Source organism: Desulfovibrio sp. ZJ746, from assembly GCF_011039155.1.
Taxonomy (GTDB): domain Bacteria; phylum Desulfobacterota; class Desulfovibrionia; order Desulfovibrionales; family Desulfovibrionaceae; genus Desulfovibrio.
This window is the reverse complement of record NZ_JAAKEK010000008.1, coordinates 79,271-95,547: the sequence shown is the minus strand read 5'-3', so window position 1 is coordinate 95,547 and position 16,277 is coordinate 79,271. Positions and strand designations below refer to the sequence as shown.

Genomic DNA, 16,277 nt, shown 5'->3' with positions numbered 1-16,277 from the left:
CCCATAAAAAAGGCGGCGCGCGGCCGCCTTTTGCTGTCAGGAGACTGTCAGGCCCCTAGGAGATGAGCCCGCTGCCGCCCGCGCCGGGCAGGGGCCCGGAACCGAACTGCAATTTGCCGAGGCCGCCGGCCACGGTCAGGTTGGTGCAGGCCTCGATATACTTGTCCTGCAGTTCCTTGGGGGTGTCGGCGTAGCGGTAGAGGAAGAATTTGCCGTCCAGGACGCCCGTGAAATCCGGCTCGAAGGGATAGCCGTAGGGCAGCATCATCATCTGCACGCCGGCTTGCGAGGGGATGGTCTGGATGGCGGCCGCGTCGGTGAGGCAGTCCTTGGCCTCGTCATATTTGCCGATGACGAGCTCGCCCGTCACCAGCTTCATCAGGCGGATGTCATATGCCATGGTGTGCTCCTTAAGGGATAAAGTCCCCTTGTTAGGTAGGCAACAGGCGGCCCCGTGTCAAGGGATTTTCGGTTGCCATCCTCACGGGTTGGGCTAGACTTGCGCCCATGGACGACAAAAAAACGGCGCCGGACGGCGCGGACATGGAAGACCTGGCCGCGAAACTCGGCCACAGGTTCAGGCGCCCGGAACTGCTCGGGCTGGCGCTCACCCACAGCTCGTGGGCCCATGAGCGCGGCGCGGGAAGCGCGCATAACGAAAGACTGGAATTTCTGGGCGACGCGGTGGTGGAGCTCTGCGTTTCCACCGAGCTTTTCCGGCGTTTTCCGAAATTGAGGGAAGGCGAACTGACACGCCTGAGGGCGCATCTCGTGAGCACGCGGGGCCTTGCCCGGCGCGCGCGGGAATTGGGGCTGGACGCCCACCTCCGGCTCGGAAGGGGCGAGGAGCAACAGGGCGGCCGCGACCGTGATGCCATTCTCAGCGATGCGCTGGAGGCGGTGCTTGCCGCTGTGTATGAGGATGGAGGTTTTGCCGCGGCCAGGGACGCCGTCGCCCGCATCTTTGCGGGGCACTGGCCGTCTGGCGCGGGCGCGCCACAGGCGCGGGACTACAAATCACGCCTCCAGGAGGCGGTACAACATCGTTTCGGCACCATGCCGGTCTATACTCAGGCGGCAACCAGCGGCCCGGAACATGCCAAGCACTTTCAGGTGCGCCTCACGCTGCCTGACGGGCGGAACTTTGCCGGCCAGGGCACGAGCTTGAAGAAAGCGGAGCAGGATGCCGCGCGCCGCGCCCTCGAGGCGCTTGTGGCGCAAAAATCTTTGCCGGCGGACACATGGCGTTGAACTCCCCCAAGTGCTGAACATCCCCTGGCCATGACCCGGCCCGCGGGCCTGGCCCGCGCTGTGCCGTTTCGGGAGGGACCGGGTGGGTGACCCGGCCCGGGGGAACAACCCCCCGGGCCTCCCGTCTTTGGTCTGCCACAGCCTATGTCTAGATGACCTAGCCGCCGATGAGCTGCATGGCCATCTGGGGCAGCGAGTTGGCCTGGCCGAGCATGGCCACGGCCGATTGGGTGAGGATCTGGTTGCGCACGAACTGTGTCATTTCCGTGGCAACGTCCACATCCGAAATTCGGGATTCTGCGGCCTGGAGATTTTCCGCCTGGACATTGAGGTTGGTGATGGTGTTCTCCAGCCGGTTCTGCATGGCGCCGAGGTGGGCGCGGATCTTGTCCTTGGAGACGATGGCCTCGTTGATGGCGACGAGCGCCTTCTGGGCCGCCTCCTGCGTGGAGACGGTGTAGCCGTCGGCATCGATGCTCGCCTGGTTGCCCACGCCGAGGGACGAGGCGGTGACGCTGCCGATGGTGATGTAGTAGTAGTCTTCCGCGGAATCGTTGCCCGTGCCGAAGTGGATCTTCATCCTGCCGGTGGACGAGATGCCGTCCTCGGCCTTCTTGCCGCTGCCGTCGTGGTCGCCGGAGAGCGTGCCGTTGAGCAGGTGGATGCCGTTGAAGTCCGTGGCGTTGGCGATACGGGTGATTTCCGAGGCCATGGCCTGATACTCGGACTCGATCATCAGGCGCTGGGTGGAGTCGTACGTACCCGTGGCGGCCTGTTCCGCCAGTTCCTTGAGGCGGATGAGCTTTTCGTCAATGACGCCCATGGCTCCGTCTGCCGTCTGGATCATGGAAATGGCGTCGTTGGCGTTGCGCGCGCCCTGGTGCAGGGCCGCGATGTCCGCGCGCTGGAGCTCGCGGATGGCAAGGCCGGCGGCGTCGTCAGCCGCGCTGTTGACGCGCAGGCCGGTGGAGAGCCGCTGGGTTGAGGTTGCGAGGTTACTGTAATGCGAGTTCAGGGTTCGGGCCGTGTTGGCGGCCATCATGTTGTTGTTAATGACCAAAGACATTGGGCACCTCCTAGGGTGGTTGAATAAGCTGTGCCCGTCATATTGCAACGCATATGCCAAACGCTAAATAGCGTTGTTTTTTAGCATATTACATATTTTCTAGACTTTCAGGGCAAAATTTTCCCAGGCCCGGCGCCGCATTTTTGGCGGGGTGGGCGACGATTTTTCCCAGCGGATCGGGAACAATTCCTTAAGGATAACAGGCAGAAGCTGCCGGGCAGCGGCGATGGCGGGCCTCGCGCGGGGCGTGAAAAGGGGGATCGAACCGGGGCCGCTGCGGGTGGGGAGGGGGAAGAGGCGCCTGCGCGCTCCCTGGGGGGCGTTCTGCCAGCTGTGGGCTGTGCCGGCACAGGACGCCATCCTGTCGGCGCGGGCAAAGGATGCCGCCACGCCCGAAAGGCCCTCCAGCTTGCGTTGTGCGCTGGAGCGGTCGGCGCGCTTGCCGGATGGGAGATGAAGCGGGAAGTGCCGGAGAAGCCGTTTCAGGGCTGCCGCGGGGCGTCGTGTGGGTGCGGTGCAAGATGCGGGAGCCAGAATGCCGCCGCCCCGGCGGCGGGCGCTCCGGCCGGCTCTCGCCACGCCCGTGCGCCGGGCCGCAAGGCGGCAAAATGCGCCGGCATGCCGGGGAGTCCCGCCGCCGGTGCCCGCTTTTTCGCACGTGCGACCGGGAACGACCATTCCCGGCGGCTGTTTTTGCCGGGCCACAAAAGGCCACAAAAAAGTCCCCCCGGCACGGCCAGGGGGGACTTTTTCACGGAAGAAGCCGGAAGCGGCGCTATCCCTTCGCCGCGGCGCGCGCCCCGGAACCGCTCCGGGGCCGCGCCAGTCCGGAAACTGTCTCTTACTAGCGCTTCATGCCGATGACGGTTTCAAGCATGGTGTCAACGGTGGTCACGCCCTTGGAGTTGGCCTGGAAGCCGCGCTGCGTGGTGATCATGTTCACGAATTCGCGGCTCAGGTCCACGTTGGAGCCTTCGATGTTGTAGGCCCGGGTCACGCCGAAGCCGTTGTCGCCGGCCACGCCCTGGCGGGCTTCGCCCGATTCCTTGGTCTGGCCGTAGAGGTTGCCCCCCTCGCGCCGGAGGCCCTGCTTGTTGTGGAAGTCATAGAGGGCGATCTGGTAGAGCGGGATGGTTTCGCCGTTGTCATAGTAGCCGTACACCACGCCCGCGTTGTCGATGTTGGTGCCGGAGAGCACGCCCGAGGGGTAGCCGTCGGCATGGGCGTCCTGCGTGATGTAGCTGGAGTTGCCCGCGGAGCTGGCGTTCTCGGTCTTGAGCGGGTCGCCGTACTTGGACACGTCGTCGTTGTAGCTGATGGTGCGGCTGGTCACCGTGGTCTCATAGTGGAAGGGGCCCTTGGCGGCCGGGTCGATGCGGCCGTCCGCGCCCACCGTCACCTTGTTGCCGTCGGCGTCCAGAATGTCCACGCCCATGGCCTGCACGTTACTGGGAACGAAGTCGGCCGTGGTCTGCGCGCGGAAGGGGCCGGTATCCGTGGGGTCGAGCGGGGTGCCCGCCTTGTCGGTGGCCGCCACCCAGTTGCCGTTGGCGTCCTGCTTGTAGAGGACGGTGTTGGCCGGGGGCACATCGGTGCCGGTCCAGGAAGAGGTGGCCGGATCCCAGGTGTAGTCGGGGCCGTCATAGACCTTCTTGGTCACGGGCGAGAGCTTGGCATTCACCTGCTGGGGGGCGCTTTCCGTGCCGCGGAGGTCGGCCAGGGTGCCGGAATTGTCCCAGTTGCTCACGCAGCGCAGGCCGAAGTCCAGCTCGATGATGTAGTCCTGCGCCTGGGACTGGGTGGGCGAGATGGTCTCGCTCACGCTGTTGGCGAGCGGCTGGCCCGTGAAGTTGGCGCAGAAGGTGGGCAGGCCGTTGCTGGAGAACTTGGTGGACTGCCAGCTGGAGAGCTCGTCCGGGGGCAGGTCGCACTGGTTGAGGTCGCCCGGCTCGGAATTGGCGCCGTAGGTGTAGGCCGTCTGGTTGACCAGGTTGCCGGCGGCGTCGAAGATCAGGTGGCCGGTCATGAGCATGCCCGCGTTCTTGTTGGTGCCCATCACGGGGTCATTGTAGAACTGGGTGGGCTTTTCCTGCCAGGTGTTGGTGACCTGGTCATAACCCTTGCCGCCGTAGCTGCGCATGTCCTCTTCCGGGGGAATGGTCACGGCATATTCGTACACCGTGTAACCCGCGGGCAGGCCCTCGATCTCGTAGATGGTGTTGCCGTCGGAATCGACCTGCTTGGACGCCACCTGGTCGTAGTAGACCGTGAGGGTGTGGGCGTTGCCGCCTTCGTCGTACACCTTGATGGCCGAGGAGGTGGCGCGGGAGGTGTCGGGCATGGGCGGGTTCTTGGAGGCGTCCCACTGGTCGTAAAGGGCGGTCATGGGTGAGGTGTCGCTGGTGGAGCGGTCGCCGCGGCCGTCGCTGGTGAGGCCCATGGTGAAGCTCACGCTGGTGGTGCGCTGCGGCTCAAGGTACCAGGAGTCCAGCACGATGTCCTGCGGCGTGCCCGTGCCCACGAAGGCGGACTCGTTGGCCTTGTCCTTGCCAAGATTGATGGACTCGCTCTTGAAGGTCAGGCGCGTGGAGTTGTCCACCTTCCAGCCCTGGAGGCGGTAGCCTTCGGGGTTCTGGAGCTGGCGGTCGGCGTTGAAGTAGAAGTCGCCGGCGCGGGTGTAGTACATCTGGTCCGTGTTGGGCTTGCGCACCTTGAAGAAGCCTTCGCCGTCGATGGCGATGTCGGTGACCGAGTTGGTGGATTCGAGCGAGCCCTGCGAGAAGTCGCCAAGCACCGCGTAGGTGGAAACGCCCGCGCCGATCTGCACCGGGCCGCTGGTGGAGCCGCCGTTGATGTACAGATAGTCGTTGAAATCCATGCGCTGGCTCTTGAAGCCGATGGTGCTGACGTTGGCGATATTGTTGCCCACGACGTTCATCTTGTTACCGTGAGCGAGCAGGCCCGAAACGCTGGTCCACATGCTGGCTGAAAGACCCATGACTTCCTCCGTTTGAACTTTCCGCGCCGTTATTGGGATAGTGGCGCTGTTTGGTTATGTTTTGTGGCGGTGTTGCCGCCGGGATAGCTTGGTTGTTTAGGCGGCCTTGGCTTCTTCGGTCTCGCCGGAGGCGGCTTCCTGTTCGCTGGAACCGCTCTCGGCATCCGCCGTTTCGCTTTCGTCCGTCTTGTTTTCTTCGTTCTTGCCGTCTTCGGCCTTGGCGTCGCTCTCGTCCTTCGCGGCGGAGCTTTCCTTGACCTTGGGCGTCGTCACCTGGCGCACATTGGCGAGCTCCATGAGCTGACCGCCGTCCATGCCGAGGTAGACCGTGCCGTCGCTGTTGACCACGCCCGTCACCGTGGCGTCGACCACCTGGTCGGAGAGGACGGCCTCGCCCTTGTCGTTGAAGGCGCCGAGGGAGACCGTGTACACGCCGTCCGGGGCGTCCAGGCCGTTGCCCATCTTGCCGTTCCAGTTGAACTCGAAGGTCACGCCCGCCTGCTTGCCGGCGAGGTCTTCGGTGTAGATGGTGTTGCCGTTGGCGTCCTTCACGCTCAGGGTGCCCTTGACCACGTTGTCGCCGAAGGCGTAGCGGAAGGTGCTGATGGAGGTCTCCATCTTGCCGTCCGCATTGGCGGCCGTGGACTTGCCGATGGTGTTGCCGGAAACGCTCACGAGCTTGCCGATGTAGGAAGTGGCGTTGACCATCTGCTGGTTGTTGGTGGCGGTGGTCAGGCCTTCCATGCTGGTGTTGAGGTTCATGAGCTGTTCGAGGCTGGAGAACTGCGCCATCTGGGCGATGAACTCCTTGTCGTCCATCGGGTTCAACGGGTCCTGATACTTGAACTGGGTGACCAGGAGGAGCATGAACGAGTCCTTGTCCAGATTGCTGCCCTTCTGCTTGGAAAGGGCGGAATTGAACTCGTTGTTGGTCTGGTTGAGGGCTTGCGTGATGCTCGACATGGTCTTCTCCGTCTTGGGCGGCCTAGGCTACGAGGTGCATGGCCTGCCCGGCATATCGTGCCGTTTGGCCGCTAATATGCACAGGCTGTTCCAAAACGGTCGGTTCAGAATTTCTTGAGTTATTGCGAACGGTTGCAAGATTGCGCAGCCGGGCAAGCTCTTCCCGGCGGGCATCTTCTTCCTGCCTCGCGTTGTGCTGCCCGAGGTCCTGCCAGGCGGTGGAGGGGTTCTGGTCGGCAGAATTTTCCATCTGCACTTCTATCTTGTCGACCTTGATGCCCTGCTGCTCCAGGTTGACCCGGATGGTGTCGAGCTGGCGGGAGACCATCTCGGCGGTCTCGCTCTTCTCGGAGCGGATCTGCGCGCTCACCTCGCCGTTGCGCGCGACGAGGGTGATGGTGATGGCGCCGAGCTCCGCCGGGTGCAGCTGAAGGTCAAGGCGCGTGGCGCCGTCGCGCATGGCGGTGAGCATGCCCTGCTCCACCTGCTGCGCCACCTGCCGCGAGATCTGCGGGAGCTGGCCCGCATCCTGCGCCGGCACGGCATCGGGAATATTTTGCCCGCCCTGAAGCATGGTGTAGAGGAAGGAACCGCTGGCCGCCGTGGTGGGCTGCGCGGGAGCGGCCGCCCGGGTCTCCACCTTGCCGAGGAGCTCGTTCCACTCGGGGTTTTTGTTGTCCTTGCTGTCGCGCGCGGCGGAATCGTCCGCGCCGTGGCGGGCGTCATTGCCCATGTCGCGGGTGACGGCGGTGTTGCGGGCGCCCTCGGCATTGGAGGCGGCGCCGGCCTGGCGCTCCTGCGCCGTCTCGGCCACGTTCTGGCGGCGCGAAGCGTTTTCCACGGCTTCGGCGCCCGGGCGGCGGCTGGCGCTCTCTTCCTTGCCGGCATGGCCGACCATGGCGCTCTTTTCGGCATCGGCCTTGCGGCTCATGACCTCGGCCACGCTGGCCTGCTGCCTGTCGGCGGCCTGCGCGTCGGCGGCCAGCGTCTCGTCAAGGATGCCCCGGCTCTTTTCCTGCACGGTGCGGTCGATGAGGATGCGGCTCTGCTGCACGCGGCGGTTTTCCAGCTCGCTCGCGGCCTTTTCCTTCTCCATGCGGTCGCGGGCCTTGCTGATGATGGGCTTCAGGGTCTTTTCCACGGCCGCGTCCAGCTTTTCCTGGTTGGCGCGCTGCTGGGTGAGCTGGGCCGTGGCCGGGGCCATGAGGTTGCCGAACTGCTCGGCCGTGACCTTCAGCGCCGGGAAGCCGCCGAAGTTGCCGGCCAGGTTCATGAGGCTGCCGGTATCGAGGCCGAGGCCGCGCCCGAGGGCCAGGGCGTCCTCGATGCTGATCTCGATGGTGCTGCCCGCATCCATGCTGGCGAAGCCCTGGGCGATGAGCTCGAGGGCCGCCTCGCCGTTGCCGTCGCGCATCTTGGCGAGCACGTCCTGGGCGAGGTCGCCCGTGGGGTCGATCTGGCCGAGCAGGGCGATGATGGCATGCTCGTCCTCTTCGTTGAGGGAGGGGGCGTTGCCGGCCACGCGCAGGCTGGCCATGACCTGCGCGAGCGTGGCCCCGTTGGGCTGGGAGGCCAGGATGTCAAATTGCTTCAGGGCCTCTTCCGGCGCGCCTTCCTTGACGAGCTGGAGGCGCAGTTCGGCGAGCTCCTGCTTGGTGAAGCAGACTTCGCTCAGGGTATAGGTCACGCCGTCCGTGGTGGTGCGGGTATAGGGGCTTTCCACCACCGGGCGCCCGGCCTCGGCGTCGGCCTCGAGGGCCGCGCTCACGGAGAGCTCGCTCCCGTCGTCCACGGCTTCCATGGCGTCCTGCATGGACTGGAGGAAGTCGCCGTTGCCGTTGCCGGCGGAGTTTGACGTGCTCCCGAAAAAGCCCAGGCTGGCATCGGCGGAACTGGTAGGCATAATTTGCATGGTCCACTCCTTGCGGCCCTAAGTATTCAAGGAATGTTCCAGTTGGGGAAACTGGATGCAACATTATGAAATATCAGGAAATATGGGTATGATGCCCCGCCCGCGGCGTCTCTTCGCGGCGGCAAAGCCTGCCGGGCGTTGGCCCCGGCTTCACGGTTGACAGGGCGCGGCTTTTTCAGGAACGTGGGGCGAAGGGCCGGCTCTCAACTTCGGTGGGCGGCCAAAGGAGTGAACCGTGAAAGTGCTTGTGACGCCGCGTTCCTTCGGCAAGACCGCCCCCGGGCTTTTCGACCGCCTCAAGGACGCGGGGCTTGAGGTCATCCGCAACGAGACCGGCGGCATCCTCGACGAAGCCGCCATCAAGGAGCTCATCGCGCCCTGCGAGGGCGTCATCCTCGGCGTGGACCCCATGAACGCGGCCGTGCTCGCGGCCGCGCCCAAGCTCCGCGCCATCGCCAAGTACGGCGTGGGCCTCGACAATATCGACCTCGCGGCTTGTGAGGCGCGGGGCATCAAGGTCTCGCGCACGGTGGGCGCCAACAGCGACGCCGTGGCCGACTACGCCTTCGCGCTCATGCTCGGCGTGGCCCGGCGCGTGGCCTTTATCGACCGCCGCTGCCGCGAGCGCGACTGGAGCAAGATCACCTCCATCGACGTGTACGGCAAGACGCTCGGCATCATCGGCCTCGGCGCCATCGGCCGGCGCGTGGCGAAGCGCGCCAAAGGCTTCGACATGCGCGTGCTCGCCAGCGACAGCGTGTGGGACGGGGATTTCGCCGTGGAGCAGGGCATCGAGCGCGCGGACGCGGACCGCATCTGCCGCGAGTGCGACTTCATCACGCTCCATTGCCTGCTCAACGACGAGACGCGCAACATCATCAACGAACGGCGCATCGCCTCCATGAAGCCCACGGCCGTGCTCATCAATACCGCGCGCGGCGGCCTCATCGACGAGGCGGCGCTGCTCGCCGCGCTCAAGGCCGGGAGCATCTGGGGCGCCGGCCTCGACGTGTTCGCGCACGAGCCGCCGGAGGAGCCGGACTGGTATATCCTTAATAATGTCATCATGGGCTCGCACTGCTCCTCGTCCACGGCCGGGGCCGTCAACCTCATGGGCACCATGGCGGTGGACAACCTTTTGCGCGACCTCGGGCTGCCGCTGTAGGCCCGCGTTGACAGGGCGCGGCCGGCCGCATAGATTGCTGGCGGATACGGTCGCCGCGCCCCGATTTTCTGGCGCGGCGCGAGGGGGCCACGCCCCCGGAGAGGGAATCCCGTGCAATGCGGGAGCGGACCCGCCGCCGTGAGATCCTCGAACCCTGTTCCTTTTTGCGCCACTGGCAACGGGAAGGCCGGAGCGGGGGGATCGAGCCGGAAGACCTGCCGTGCCCCAGCCATGCCGGACTGCCCGGCATGACGTGACGCGCCATCCGGAAAGCCGGGCGGCGGCTGTCCGGCAACGGGTTTTTGCCGGTCCTGGCGGAGGAAATACGGGCCTCTTCCCGCCGCGTTCCCGGCCTTCCGGGATGGCGGGGAGGGGCCTTTTTGTGTGCCCGAGGGGCGCTTGACCCGCAGTTTCCCGGTGTGCATGGCGGTGGCCCCTTCCTTCCTTTCCCTTCCCCACGGTGACGCGCGCGTGCGCCGGGCCATGGGCGCGCTGGCCTTGCTCTGGCTTGTTTCCGTGCCGCTCGCCTGCCTGCCCGGGCCCTATCCGCTGGCCCCGGGGGAGGTGGCGGGGGCGCTCAGGGCATTTTTTGCCGGGGAGGGCGCGGGGGAGGTGCCCGTGCTCGTGGTGGGGGGCATCCGCCTTGCGCGGGTCACGCTCGCCCTGCTCTGCGGCGGGGCGCTGGCCGTGGCCGGCGTGGCCCTGCAAGGGGTGCTCCGTAATCCGCTGGCCGATCCCTTCACCTTGGGCATTTCCGCCGGCGCGGCCTGCGGGGCGAGCCTCGCCATCGCCGTGGGAGGGGGGCTCGCGCTGGCGCTCGGCCTCCCGCACACGGCTCTCGTGGCCGGCGCGGCCATGTGCGGCGCCATGATCGCCCTCGCGCTGGCCCTCTGGCTCGGGCGCGGACGGGGCGCCTTCAGCCGCGAGAGCGTCATATTGGCGGGCATCGCCGTGGCGGCCTTCCTGGGGGCGCTGGTGGCGCTCGTCAAGGCGCTCAACGAAGAGTCCGTGACGAGCATCGTTTTCTGGATTTTGGGTTCCTTCCAGGGGCGCGGCTGGGAAAGCATGCCGCTTTTGCTGGCCGCCCTCGTGCCCGGCCTCCTCTGCGTGGGCCTCTCGTGGCGCAGGCTCGACGTGCTGGCGCTGGGCCGGGAGGAGGCGGCGCACCTCGGCCTCGCCGTGGGCCCGGCGCGCTTCTGGCTTTTGGCCGGGGCGAGCTGCATGACCGCGGGCTGCGTGGCCGTGGCCGGGGTCATCGGCTTCGTGGGCCTCGTGGTGCCGCATGTGCTGCGGCTGCTCATGGGCCCCGCGCACGGCCCCCTGCTGGCCGGGGCCTTTTTCGGCGGCGGCGCGCTCCTGCTCTGGGCGGACGTGGCGGCGCGCTGCGTGCTCGACGGCGGCCGCGAATTGCCCGTGGGCGTGGTCACGGCGCTTTTGGGCGGCCCCTTTTTCGCCCTCCTGGTATGGCGGCGCTGATGGCTGGCGCGCCGCCGCTGGAGCTCACGGGCGTCGCCGCGGGCTATGCCGGGGCGCGGACGCTCTCGGGCGTGACCCTTGCGGTGGCGCCGGGCGAGAACGTCATCCTGCTCGGCCCCAACGGCAGCGGCAAGACCACGCTTTTGCGCTGCGCGGCCGGGGCGCTCCGGCCGCAGGAGGGGACCGTACGCCTTGGCGGGGAATCGGCGCACACCCTTTCCGCCCGGGCGCGGGCCAGGCTGGTGGCGGTGCTGCCGCAGCAGCCGGAGCGGCCCCGGGGCCTTTCCGTGCGCGACTTGGTGCTTCTTGGGCGCTATCCGTGGCTTTCGTGGTCAGGCGTCTACAGCCGGGCGGACCACGCCGCCGCGGCGCGAGCCCTCGCCGCCGTGGATGCGGCACATCTTGCCGGGCGCCCCGTGGAAACCCTCTCGGGCGGCGAATGGCAGCGGGCCTTGCTCGCGCGCTCGCTCGCCCAGATGGACGGCGTGGCCGCGCCGCTCTTTTTGCTGGACGAGCTCACCGCGAGCCTCGACCCGGCCCGGGCCGAGGAAGTGTTCGCCTTGCTGGACGAGCGCCGCAAGGGCGGCGCGGCCCTGCTCCAGGCGGCCCATGACTGCAACCTGGCCGCGCGCCACGCCACGCGCCTTATGGGGCTCAAGGCCGGGCGCATCCTGTTCGACGGCCCGGTTGCCGCTGTCTTTACCGAGGAGAACCTTAGTGCCCTCTATGACTTGCCGCTTACCGTGTTTCGCCATCCCGACGGCGACATCCCGCAGGCTTTGCCGGCCCTTGCCGCTCGTGCTGTGCCTGCTCCTGCTCCCGCGGTTGCCGGCGCTGGCCGCCCCCATTGAGGTTACGGACGACACGGGTCACACTCTCAGGCTGGAGAAGCCCGCGCGGCGCATCATCCCGCTCTACGGGGCTTTTGGCGAAATGCTGCTCGCGCTGGGCTGCGGCGACAGGCTCGTGGGCCGCACGGACGCGGACGCCACTGTGCCCGGGCTCGCGCAGCTCCCCGCCGTGGGCACGCACATGCGGCCCAATGCGGAGCTTGTGGCCGGCGCGCGCCCCGACCTTGTGCTCCAGATGAGCGGGCGCGGCGAGGCCTTGCTCCAGACCGAGGCCCTGCGCCAGCTGGGCGTGCCGGTGCTCAGCTTCGAGGTCAATTCCTTTGCCCAGCTCTTCCGGGTGATGGAGATCCTTGGCCGGCTCTGCGGCCGCGAGGCCGAGGCGCGGGCCCTTGTGGCGGACTGGAAGGCGCGGCTTGCGGCGCTGGCCGCCGAACATGCGGGCCAGAGGCCGTGGCGCGTCTTTTATGAGGTGCGCTCGCCCGACCTTCTGGCGGCCGGGCGCGGCGGCATCGTGTCGGACATCATCGAGGCGGCCGGCGGCGAGAACGTGGTCAGCGAAAAGCGCAAGCTCGCCCGCCTCAACGAGGAGGCCGTGCTCCTGGCCGACCCTGAGGTCTATCTCGTCCAGCGCGGCCCCATGAACCCCGCGCCCGAGCCACTTGCCGGGCGGCCGCATTTTCGCGGGCTCGGCGCCGTGCGCGCGGGCCGCACGCTGGAGGTGGACGAGGCGCTGTTCTCCAGGCCCGGGCCGCGCTCCGTGGAGGCGGCGGAACAGCTCGCCCAATGGCTCATGGGGCTCAAAAGGCCGGCTGCCGGCACAAAGGGGGAGGGAAAATGAGCGGCACACTCTATGCCGTGGGCGTGGGGCCCGGCGCGCCGGACCTCATCACCCTGCGGGCCGTGCGGGTGCTGGGCTCCGTGCCGGTCATTCTGGCCGCGGCCTCGCCGCGCAACGACACCTCGGCCGCGCTTGAGACCGCGCGGCCGCACCTTTCGCCGCTGGCTCGCATCCTGCGCCTTGACTTTCCCATGACGCGCGAGGAGGCGGAACTGCGCGCGGCCTGGCGGAAAGCCGCCGAAACCACGCTGGCCGTGCTTGCCGGCGGGGAGGATGCGGCCTTCCTCACCATTGGCGACCCGCTCATCTACAGCACCTTCGGCTACCTGCTGCGCACCGTGCGGGCGTTCGCGCCGGAAACGCCGGTGGAGGTCATCCCCGGCATCACGTCCTTCCAGGCAGCGGCCGCGCGCACAGAGACCATCCTCTGCGAAGGGGAAGAAAGCCTGCACATCCTGCCCGGCATCCGCCGTGGCGAAGACCTTGCCCGCGAGCTCGAAGGGGCCGACATGGCGGTCATCCTCAAGGCCTATCGCAACTTCCCGGCCATAGCCCGGGCGCTCTCGGCCACGGGCCGCGCGGAAGACGCACTCCTGGCGAGCCATGTGGAACGCCCCGGGGAAGAGGTGCGCCGGGGCGTGGATGAAGGTGACGCCCGGCCGCCCTATATGTCGCTCATCCTGAGCGCGGCTCCCCGGGATGACAGCGGGAGCGACGAAAGCTAGTTTTTTGGCAGTTGCCATCGACAATTACCACTTTTAACGGGGGAAGTTCGGCTCGGGCGAGTCGGCCTTTCTCTGTTTTTTTATTCATTCTCAACCACGGAGGTATTGCATGGTAACTCCTGTACCTGTGACAGGTGACCCAAGGCCTTTGGAGGAAATAGAAAGAATATTGCTTGCGGGGATGGGCAGGTTCGAGGATGCGTGCTTGGAGCACGTTCCCTTTTGGCGCGGGTCCCAAAGCATCACCTACATCCCTGAGAGCTGCTTTGTGACCTATTTTTCATGGGCACTCATCAACGAAGGTTTTGCCGTATTCAATGAGCAGAGCGTTTGTCCGAAGCCGTCAGGGGAAGGGCAGACGGTCATCAGTTCGAAGGGATCAAAAAATACAGAGCGTTTTGACCTGGTGGCCATGAGGCGGTCCCGCCTCACGCACAAGAGTATCCAGCTCAAGGTAGAAGCCAAGGGCAATCTGGAGAGCGGTTATGAAGCAATCCTTGCGGACATAGGGCGAATGAAACGATGTACCTTTTACCCGGGCATGAGGAGAGCGGACCAAGTGACGGACGATGACGAAGCGGGGTTTGCACATCACTTCAATATCGTCATCACCCAGAATTGGGGATTAGAAGAGCTGACCGAGTGGTGGCGTGACGACGCGCAGGTTGCACCGCGGCACAAGGGAAACAACGATTATCGGACCGCCCCGGGCTGGGGAAAGCTCAAAGAGACGCTCTGCAACGCGCGGCGGGGCGTAATGCCGGTATTGGACCTTGGCTACGGTTATAGCATAGACGTCCTCTATGCCATTTTTGGGGACTCACCAGTGGCGGCAGGTTGAGTCGCGGACGCTAATGCCCCAGGCGTGTCCCAGCCTCAGCAGATGCGCGGCAGTTGCGCGCCCTCGAGCATGGAGAGCAGGCGCGAGCCGCCGATGCGCGTGCGCAGGGAGACCTGCCCGGCCGGGCCTTCCGTGACCGTGCCGATGCGCGCGGCTTCGCGGCCGTAGGGCGAGGCGCGCATGGCATCCAGCGCCGCGTCGGCCTTGTCCTCCGGCAGGATGCAGATGAGCTTGCCCTCGTTGGCGAGATAGAGCGGGTCGAGCCCGAGGAAGGAGCAGCCGTCGCGCACGGCCTCGTGGACGGGGAGCTTCGCCTCGTCGACCTGGATGCCCACGCCGGACTGCTCGGCGATCTCGTTGAGCGTGGTGGCGAGGCCGCCGCGCGTGGGGTCGCGCAGGGTGTGCACCTCGCCGCAGGCTGTAATGATGGCGTGCACCATGTCGGCGAGCGGCGCGGAGTCCGAGCGCACGTCCGTGAGGAAGGAAAGGTCCTCGCGGCTCGCCATGATGGTGAGGCCGTGATCGCCGAGGCTCCCGCTCACGAGCACCGCGTCGCCCGGGCGCGCGGCATGCCCCGAGGGCACGGGATGGGCGTAGATCTCGCCCACGCCGGAAGTATTGATGAAGATCTTGTCGCAGGCGCCGCGCGGCACCACCTTGGTGTCTCCCGTGACGATGGCGACGCCGGCGCTCTTCGCCGCGTCGCCCATGTCCTTGGCCACGCGCTCCAGCGTCTCGAGGGGCAGGCCCTCCTCGAGGATGAAGGCGCAGGTGAGCCAGCGCGGCCGCGCGCCGAGCATGGCCACGTCGTTGACCGTGCCATGCACGGCCAGGGTGCCGATGCTGCCGCCCGGGAAAAAAAGCGGCGTGACCGTGTAGGAATCCGTGCTCATGGCGAGGGGCCCGCGCTCCGGGGCGAGCTCGGCCGCGTCGTCCAGCCGCTCGAGGAGCGGGTTGGCGAAATGGCGCAAGAAGCACTGGCTCACGAGCCTTTGCGAGGCGCGGCCGCCGCTGCCCGCATCCAGAAGAAGACAGTCGTCCATGTGAAGTCCTTGTCGGCGGCGCCGTGCGGTCAATGTGCGGCGTACTTGAAATAGGCCGCGCAGCTCCCCTCGGTGGAGACCATGCAGGGCCCCACGGGCGAGGCCGGCGTGCACGCCTTGCCGAACAGCGGGCATTCCCGCGGGGTGATGCGGCCGCGCAACACGGCGCCGCAGCGGCAGCCCGGGAGCGGCGGCGTTTCGGCAAGCGCGATGCCGAAGCGCGCCGTGGCGTCGAAATCGGCAAATTCCGGCCTCAAGCCAAGGCCGCTCTCCGGGATGCGGCCAAGGCCGCGCCAGAGCGCGTCCCCGGGCGCGAACACCTCGTCCATGAGGGCGCGGGCCCGGGCATTTCCGCCAGCGGCCACCGCGCGGGGATAGGCGTTGACCACGGCCGGGGCGCCGTCACGCCGCATCTCGGCCATCTCGCAGAGCGCCAGCAGGATGTCCGCCGGGGCGAAGCCGCCCACGGCGGCGGGAACCTTGTGTTCCGACGCGAGGAAGCGGAAGGGCGCAAGCCCGAGCACGGTGGCCACATGCCCGGGCAGGAGGAAGGCCTCCACCCTGCATTCCGGGTCAGCGGCCAGAGCCCGCAGGGCCGGCGGCACGAGCTTGTGCATGGAGAGCACGGAGAAGTTCTTGAGCCCCTGCGCCCGCGCGGCCAGCACCGACGCCGCCACCGTGGGCGCCGTGGTCTCGAAGCCCACGCCGGCGAAGACCACCGTGGCGCCGGGATTCTTGGCGGCGAGGCGCACCGCGTCCAGCGGGGAATAGACGATTTCCACGCGCGCGCCGGCCGCCTGGGCGTGCTTGAGCGAGCGGCCGCCAGGGCCGGGCACGCGCAAAAGGTCGCCGAAGGTGGCGAAGATCACGCCGTCGCGCCCGGCGAGGTCGAGCATGGCCGCCACTTCGGCGTCATGCGTCACGCAGACCGGGCAGCCGGGGCCCGATAGGTGGGTGACGGAGCCGGGCAGGAGCGAGCGCAGGCCGCTCTGGAAGATGGAGACGGTATGCGTGCCGCAGACTTCCATGAAGCGCAGGCTGGCGTCGTCAAGGGCGGTTTCGAGCCGGCGGAGGAGGCCGGCGCAGAGCTCCGGGTCCTGCACGGCGGCTTCGAGCCGGGCGCCGGGGTCGTGCTGCGTCTCGTCCAT

Annotated in this window: 14 protein-coding genes and 1 riboswitch; of the genes, 7 read left to right on the top strand and 7 right to left on the bottom strand. The window is 67.1% G+C overall.

The features are described from left to right. Nucleotides 1-55: 55 nt before the first annotated feature. Nucleotides 56-400, bottom strand: a complete 345-nt coding sequence (locus G7Y54_RS11630) for a hypothetical protein (protein WP_165079510.1) — start codon at nt 398-400, stop codon at nt 56-58. A 107-nt stretch (nt 401-507) separates the two neighbouring features. Between G7Y54_RS11630 and rnc the strand changes: the two genes are divergently transcribed. Next, nucleotides 508-1,251, top strand: coding sequence for a ribonuclease III (rnc, locus tag G7Y54_RS11625; protein WP_165079509.1), 744 nt, complete (start codon nt 508-510; stop codon nt 1,249-1,251). A gap of 157 nt (nt 1,252-1,408) precedes the next feature. Here the strand turns inward: rnc and G7Y54_RS11620 are convergent, their stop codons facing one another. The 4 genes from G7Y54_RS11620 to G7Y54_RS11605 all read right to left on the bottom strand — a co-directional run bounded on the left by G7Y54_RS11620 (nt 1,409) and on the right by G7Y54_RS11605 (nt 8,190). Next, on the bottom strand, nt 1,409-2,317 hold the full coding sequence (locus G7Y54_RS11620; RefSeq protein WP_165079508.1) for a flagellin: 909 nt from the start codon (nt 2,315-2,317) through the stop codon (nt 1,409-1,411). A gap of 844 nt (nt 2,318-3,161) precedes the next feature. Then, nucleotides 3,162-5,315, bottom strand: coding sequence for a flagellar hook-basal body complex protein (locus G7Y54_RS11615; protein ID WP_165079507.1), 2,154 nt, complete (start codon nt 5,313-5,315; stop codon nt 3,162-3,164). A 96-nt stretch (nt 5,316-5,411) separates the two neighbouring features. Next, a complete protein-coding gene (locus G7Y54_RS11610; RefSeq protein WP_165079506.1) occupies nt 5,412-6,278 on the bottom strand; it encodes a flagellar hook assembly protein FlgD in 867 nt (288 codons plus the stop codon). Between the two features lie 22 nt (nt 6,279-6,300). Continuing rightward, complete coding sequence (locus G7Y54_RS11605; RefSeq protein ID WP_165079505.1) at nt 6,301-8,190, bottom strand: flagellar hook-length control protein FliK; 1,890 nt, start codon at nt 8,188-8,190, stop codon at nt 6,301-6,303. 235 nt (nt 8,191-8,425) lie between these two features. On the opposite strand from G7Y54_RS11605, the gene G7Y54_RS11600 reads away from it, so the two are divergent. From G7Y54_RS11600 to G7Y54_RS11575, 6 genes are all read left to right on the top strand, one after another. Continuing rightward, on the top strand, nt 8,426-9,355 hold the full coding sequence (locus G7Y54_RS11600; RefSeq protein WP_165079504.1) for a phosphoglycerate dehydrogenase: 930 nt from the start codon (nt 8,426-8,428) through the stop codon (nt 9,353-9,355). Between the two features lie 99 nt (nt 9,356-9,454). Further along, nucleotides 9,455-9,572, top strand: a riboswitch (cobalamin riboswitch). A 182-nt stretch (nt 9,573-9,754) separates the two neighbouring features. Then, nucleotides 9,755-10,831: an iron ABC transporter permease gene (locus G7Y54_RS11595; RefSeq protein ID WP_346773643.1), complete on the top strand. Its 1,077-nt coding sequence runs from the start codon at nt 9,755-9,757 to the stop codon at nt 10,829-10,831. Further along, a complete protein-coding gene (locus G7Y54_RS11590; RefSeq protein ID WP_241159471.1) occupies nt 10,831-11,682 on the top strand; it encodes an ABC transporter ATP-binding protein in 852 nt (283 codons plus the stop codon). The genes G7Y54_RS11595 and G7Y54_RS11590 overlap by 1 nt, the downstream gene beginning before the upstream one ends. Then, the gene (locus G7Y54_RS11585; RefSeq protein WP_346773644.1) at nt 11,630-12,520 is read left to right on the top strand and encodes an ABC transporter substrate-binding protein; all 891 of its coding nucleotides are present in this window, start codon (nt 11,630-11,632) and stop codon (nt 12,518-12,520) included. The genes G7Y54_RS11590 and G7Y54_RS11585 overlap by 53 nt, the downstream gene beginning before the upstream one ends. Then, nucleotides 12,517-13,245: a precorrin-2 C(20)-methyltransferase gene (gene cobI / locus G7Y54_RS11580; protein WP_165079503.1), complete on the top strand. Its 729-nt coding sequence runs from the start codon at nt 12,517-12,519 to the stop codon at nt 13,243-13,245. The genes G7Y54_RS11585 and cobI overlap by 4 nt, the downstream gene beginning before the upstream one ends. Before the next feature lie 205 nt (nt 13,246-13,450). Then, nucleotides 13,451-14,086 carry a hypothetical protein gene (locus tag G7Y54_RS11575; protein ID WP_165079502.1) on the top strand — a complete coding sequence of 212 codons (636 nt, stop codon included), beginning with the start codon at nt 13,451-13,453 and terminating at the stop codon, nt 14,084-14,086. Nucleotides 14,087-14,121: 35 nt separating this feature from the next. Here the strand turns inward: G7Y54_RS11575 and hypE are convergent, their stop codons facing one another. Both hypE and hypD read right to left on the bottom strand, forming a co-directional pair. After that, a complete protein-coding gene (gene hypE, locus G7Y54_RS11570; RefSeq protein ID WP_165079501.1) occupies nt 14,122-15,129 on the bottom strand; it encodes a hydrogenase expression/formation protein HypE in 1,008 nt (335 codons plus the stop codon). Between the two features lie 29 nt (nt 15,130-15,158). Further along, entirely contained in the window at nt 15,159-16,277 is a 1,119-nt protein-coding gene (hypD, locus tag G7Y54_RS11565) for a hydrogenase formation protein HypD (RefSeq protein ID WP_165079500.1), read from the bottom strand.

Bases quoted from the DNA above. Each gene is read 5' to 3' on its own strand.
- hypE (WP_165079501.1), bottom strand. From the start codon at position 15,129: ATGGACGACTGTCTTCTTCTGGATGCGGGCAGCGGCGGCCGCGCCTCG.
- G7Y54_RS11590 (WP_241159471.1), top strand. From the start codon at position 10,831: ATGGCTGGCGCGCCGCCGCTGGAGCTCACGGGCGTCGCCGCGGGCTAT.
- G7Y54_RS11615 (WP_165079507.1), bottom strand. From the start codon at position 5,315: ATGGGTCTTTCAGCCAGCATGTGGACCAGCGTTTCGGGCCTGCTCGCT.
- rnc (WP_165079509.1), top strand. From the start codon at position 508: ATGGACGACAAAAAAACGGCGCCGGACGGCGCGGACATGGAAGACCTG.
- G7Y54_RS11620 (WP_165079508.1), bottom strand. From the start codon at position 2,317: ATGTCTTTGGTCATTAACAACAACATGATGGCCGCCAACACGGCCCGA.
- cobI (WP_165079503.1), top strand. From the start codon at position 12,517: ATGAGCGGCACACTCTATGCCGTGGGCGTGGGGCCCGGCGCGCCGGAC.
- G7Y54_RS11610 (WP_165079506.1), bottom strand. From the start codon at position 6,278: ATGTCGAGCATCACGCAAGCCCTCAACCAGACCAACAACGAGTTCAAT.
- hypD (WP_165079500.1), bottom strand. From the start codon at position 16,277: ATGGACGAGACGCAGCACGACCCCGGCGCCCGGCTCGAAGCCGCCGTG.
- G7Y54_RS11605 (WP_165079505.1), bottom strand. From the start codon at position 8,190: ATGCAAATTATGCCTACCAGTTCCGCCGATGCCAGCCTGGGCTTTTTC.
- G7Y54_RS11630 (WP_165079510.1), bottom strand. From the start codon at position 400: ATGGCATATGACATCCGCCTGATGAAGCTGGTGACGGGCGAGCTCGTC.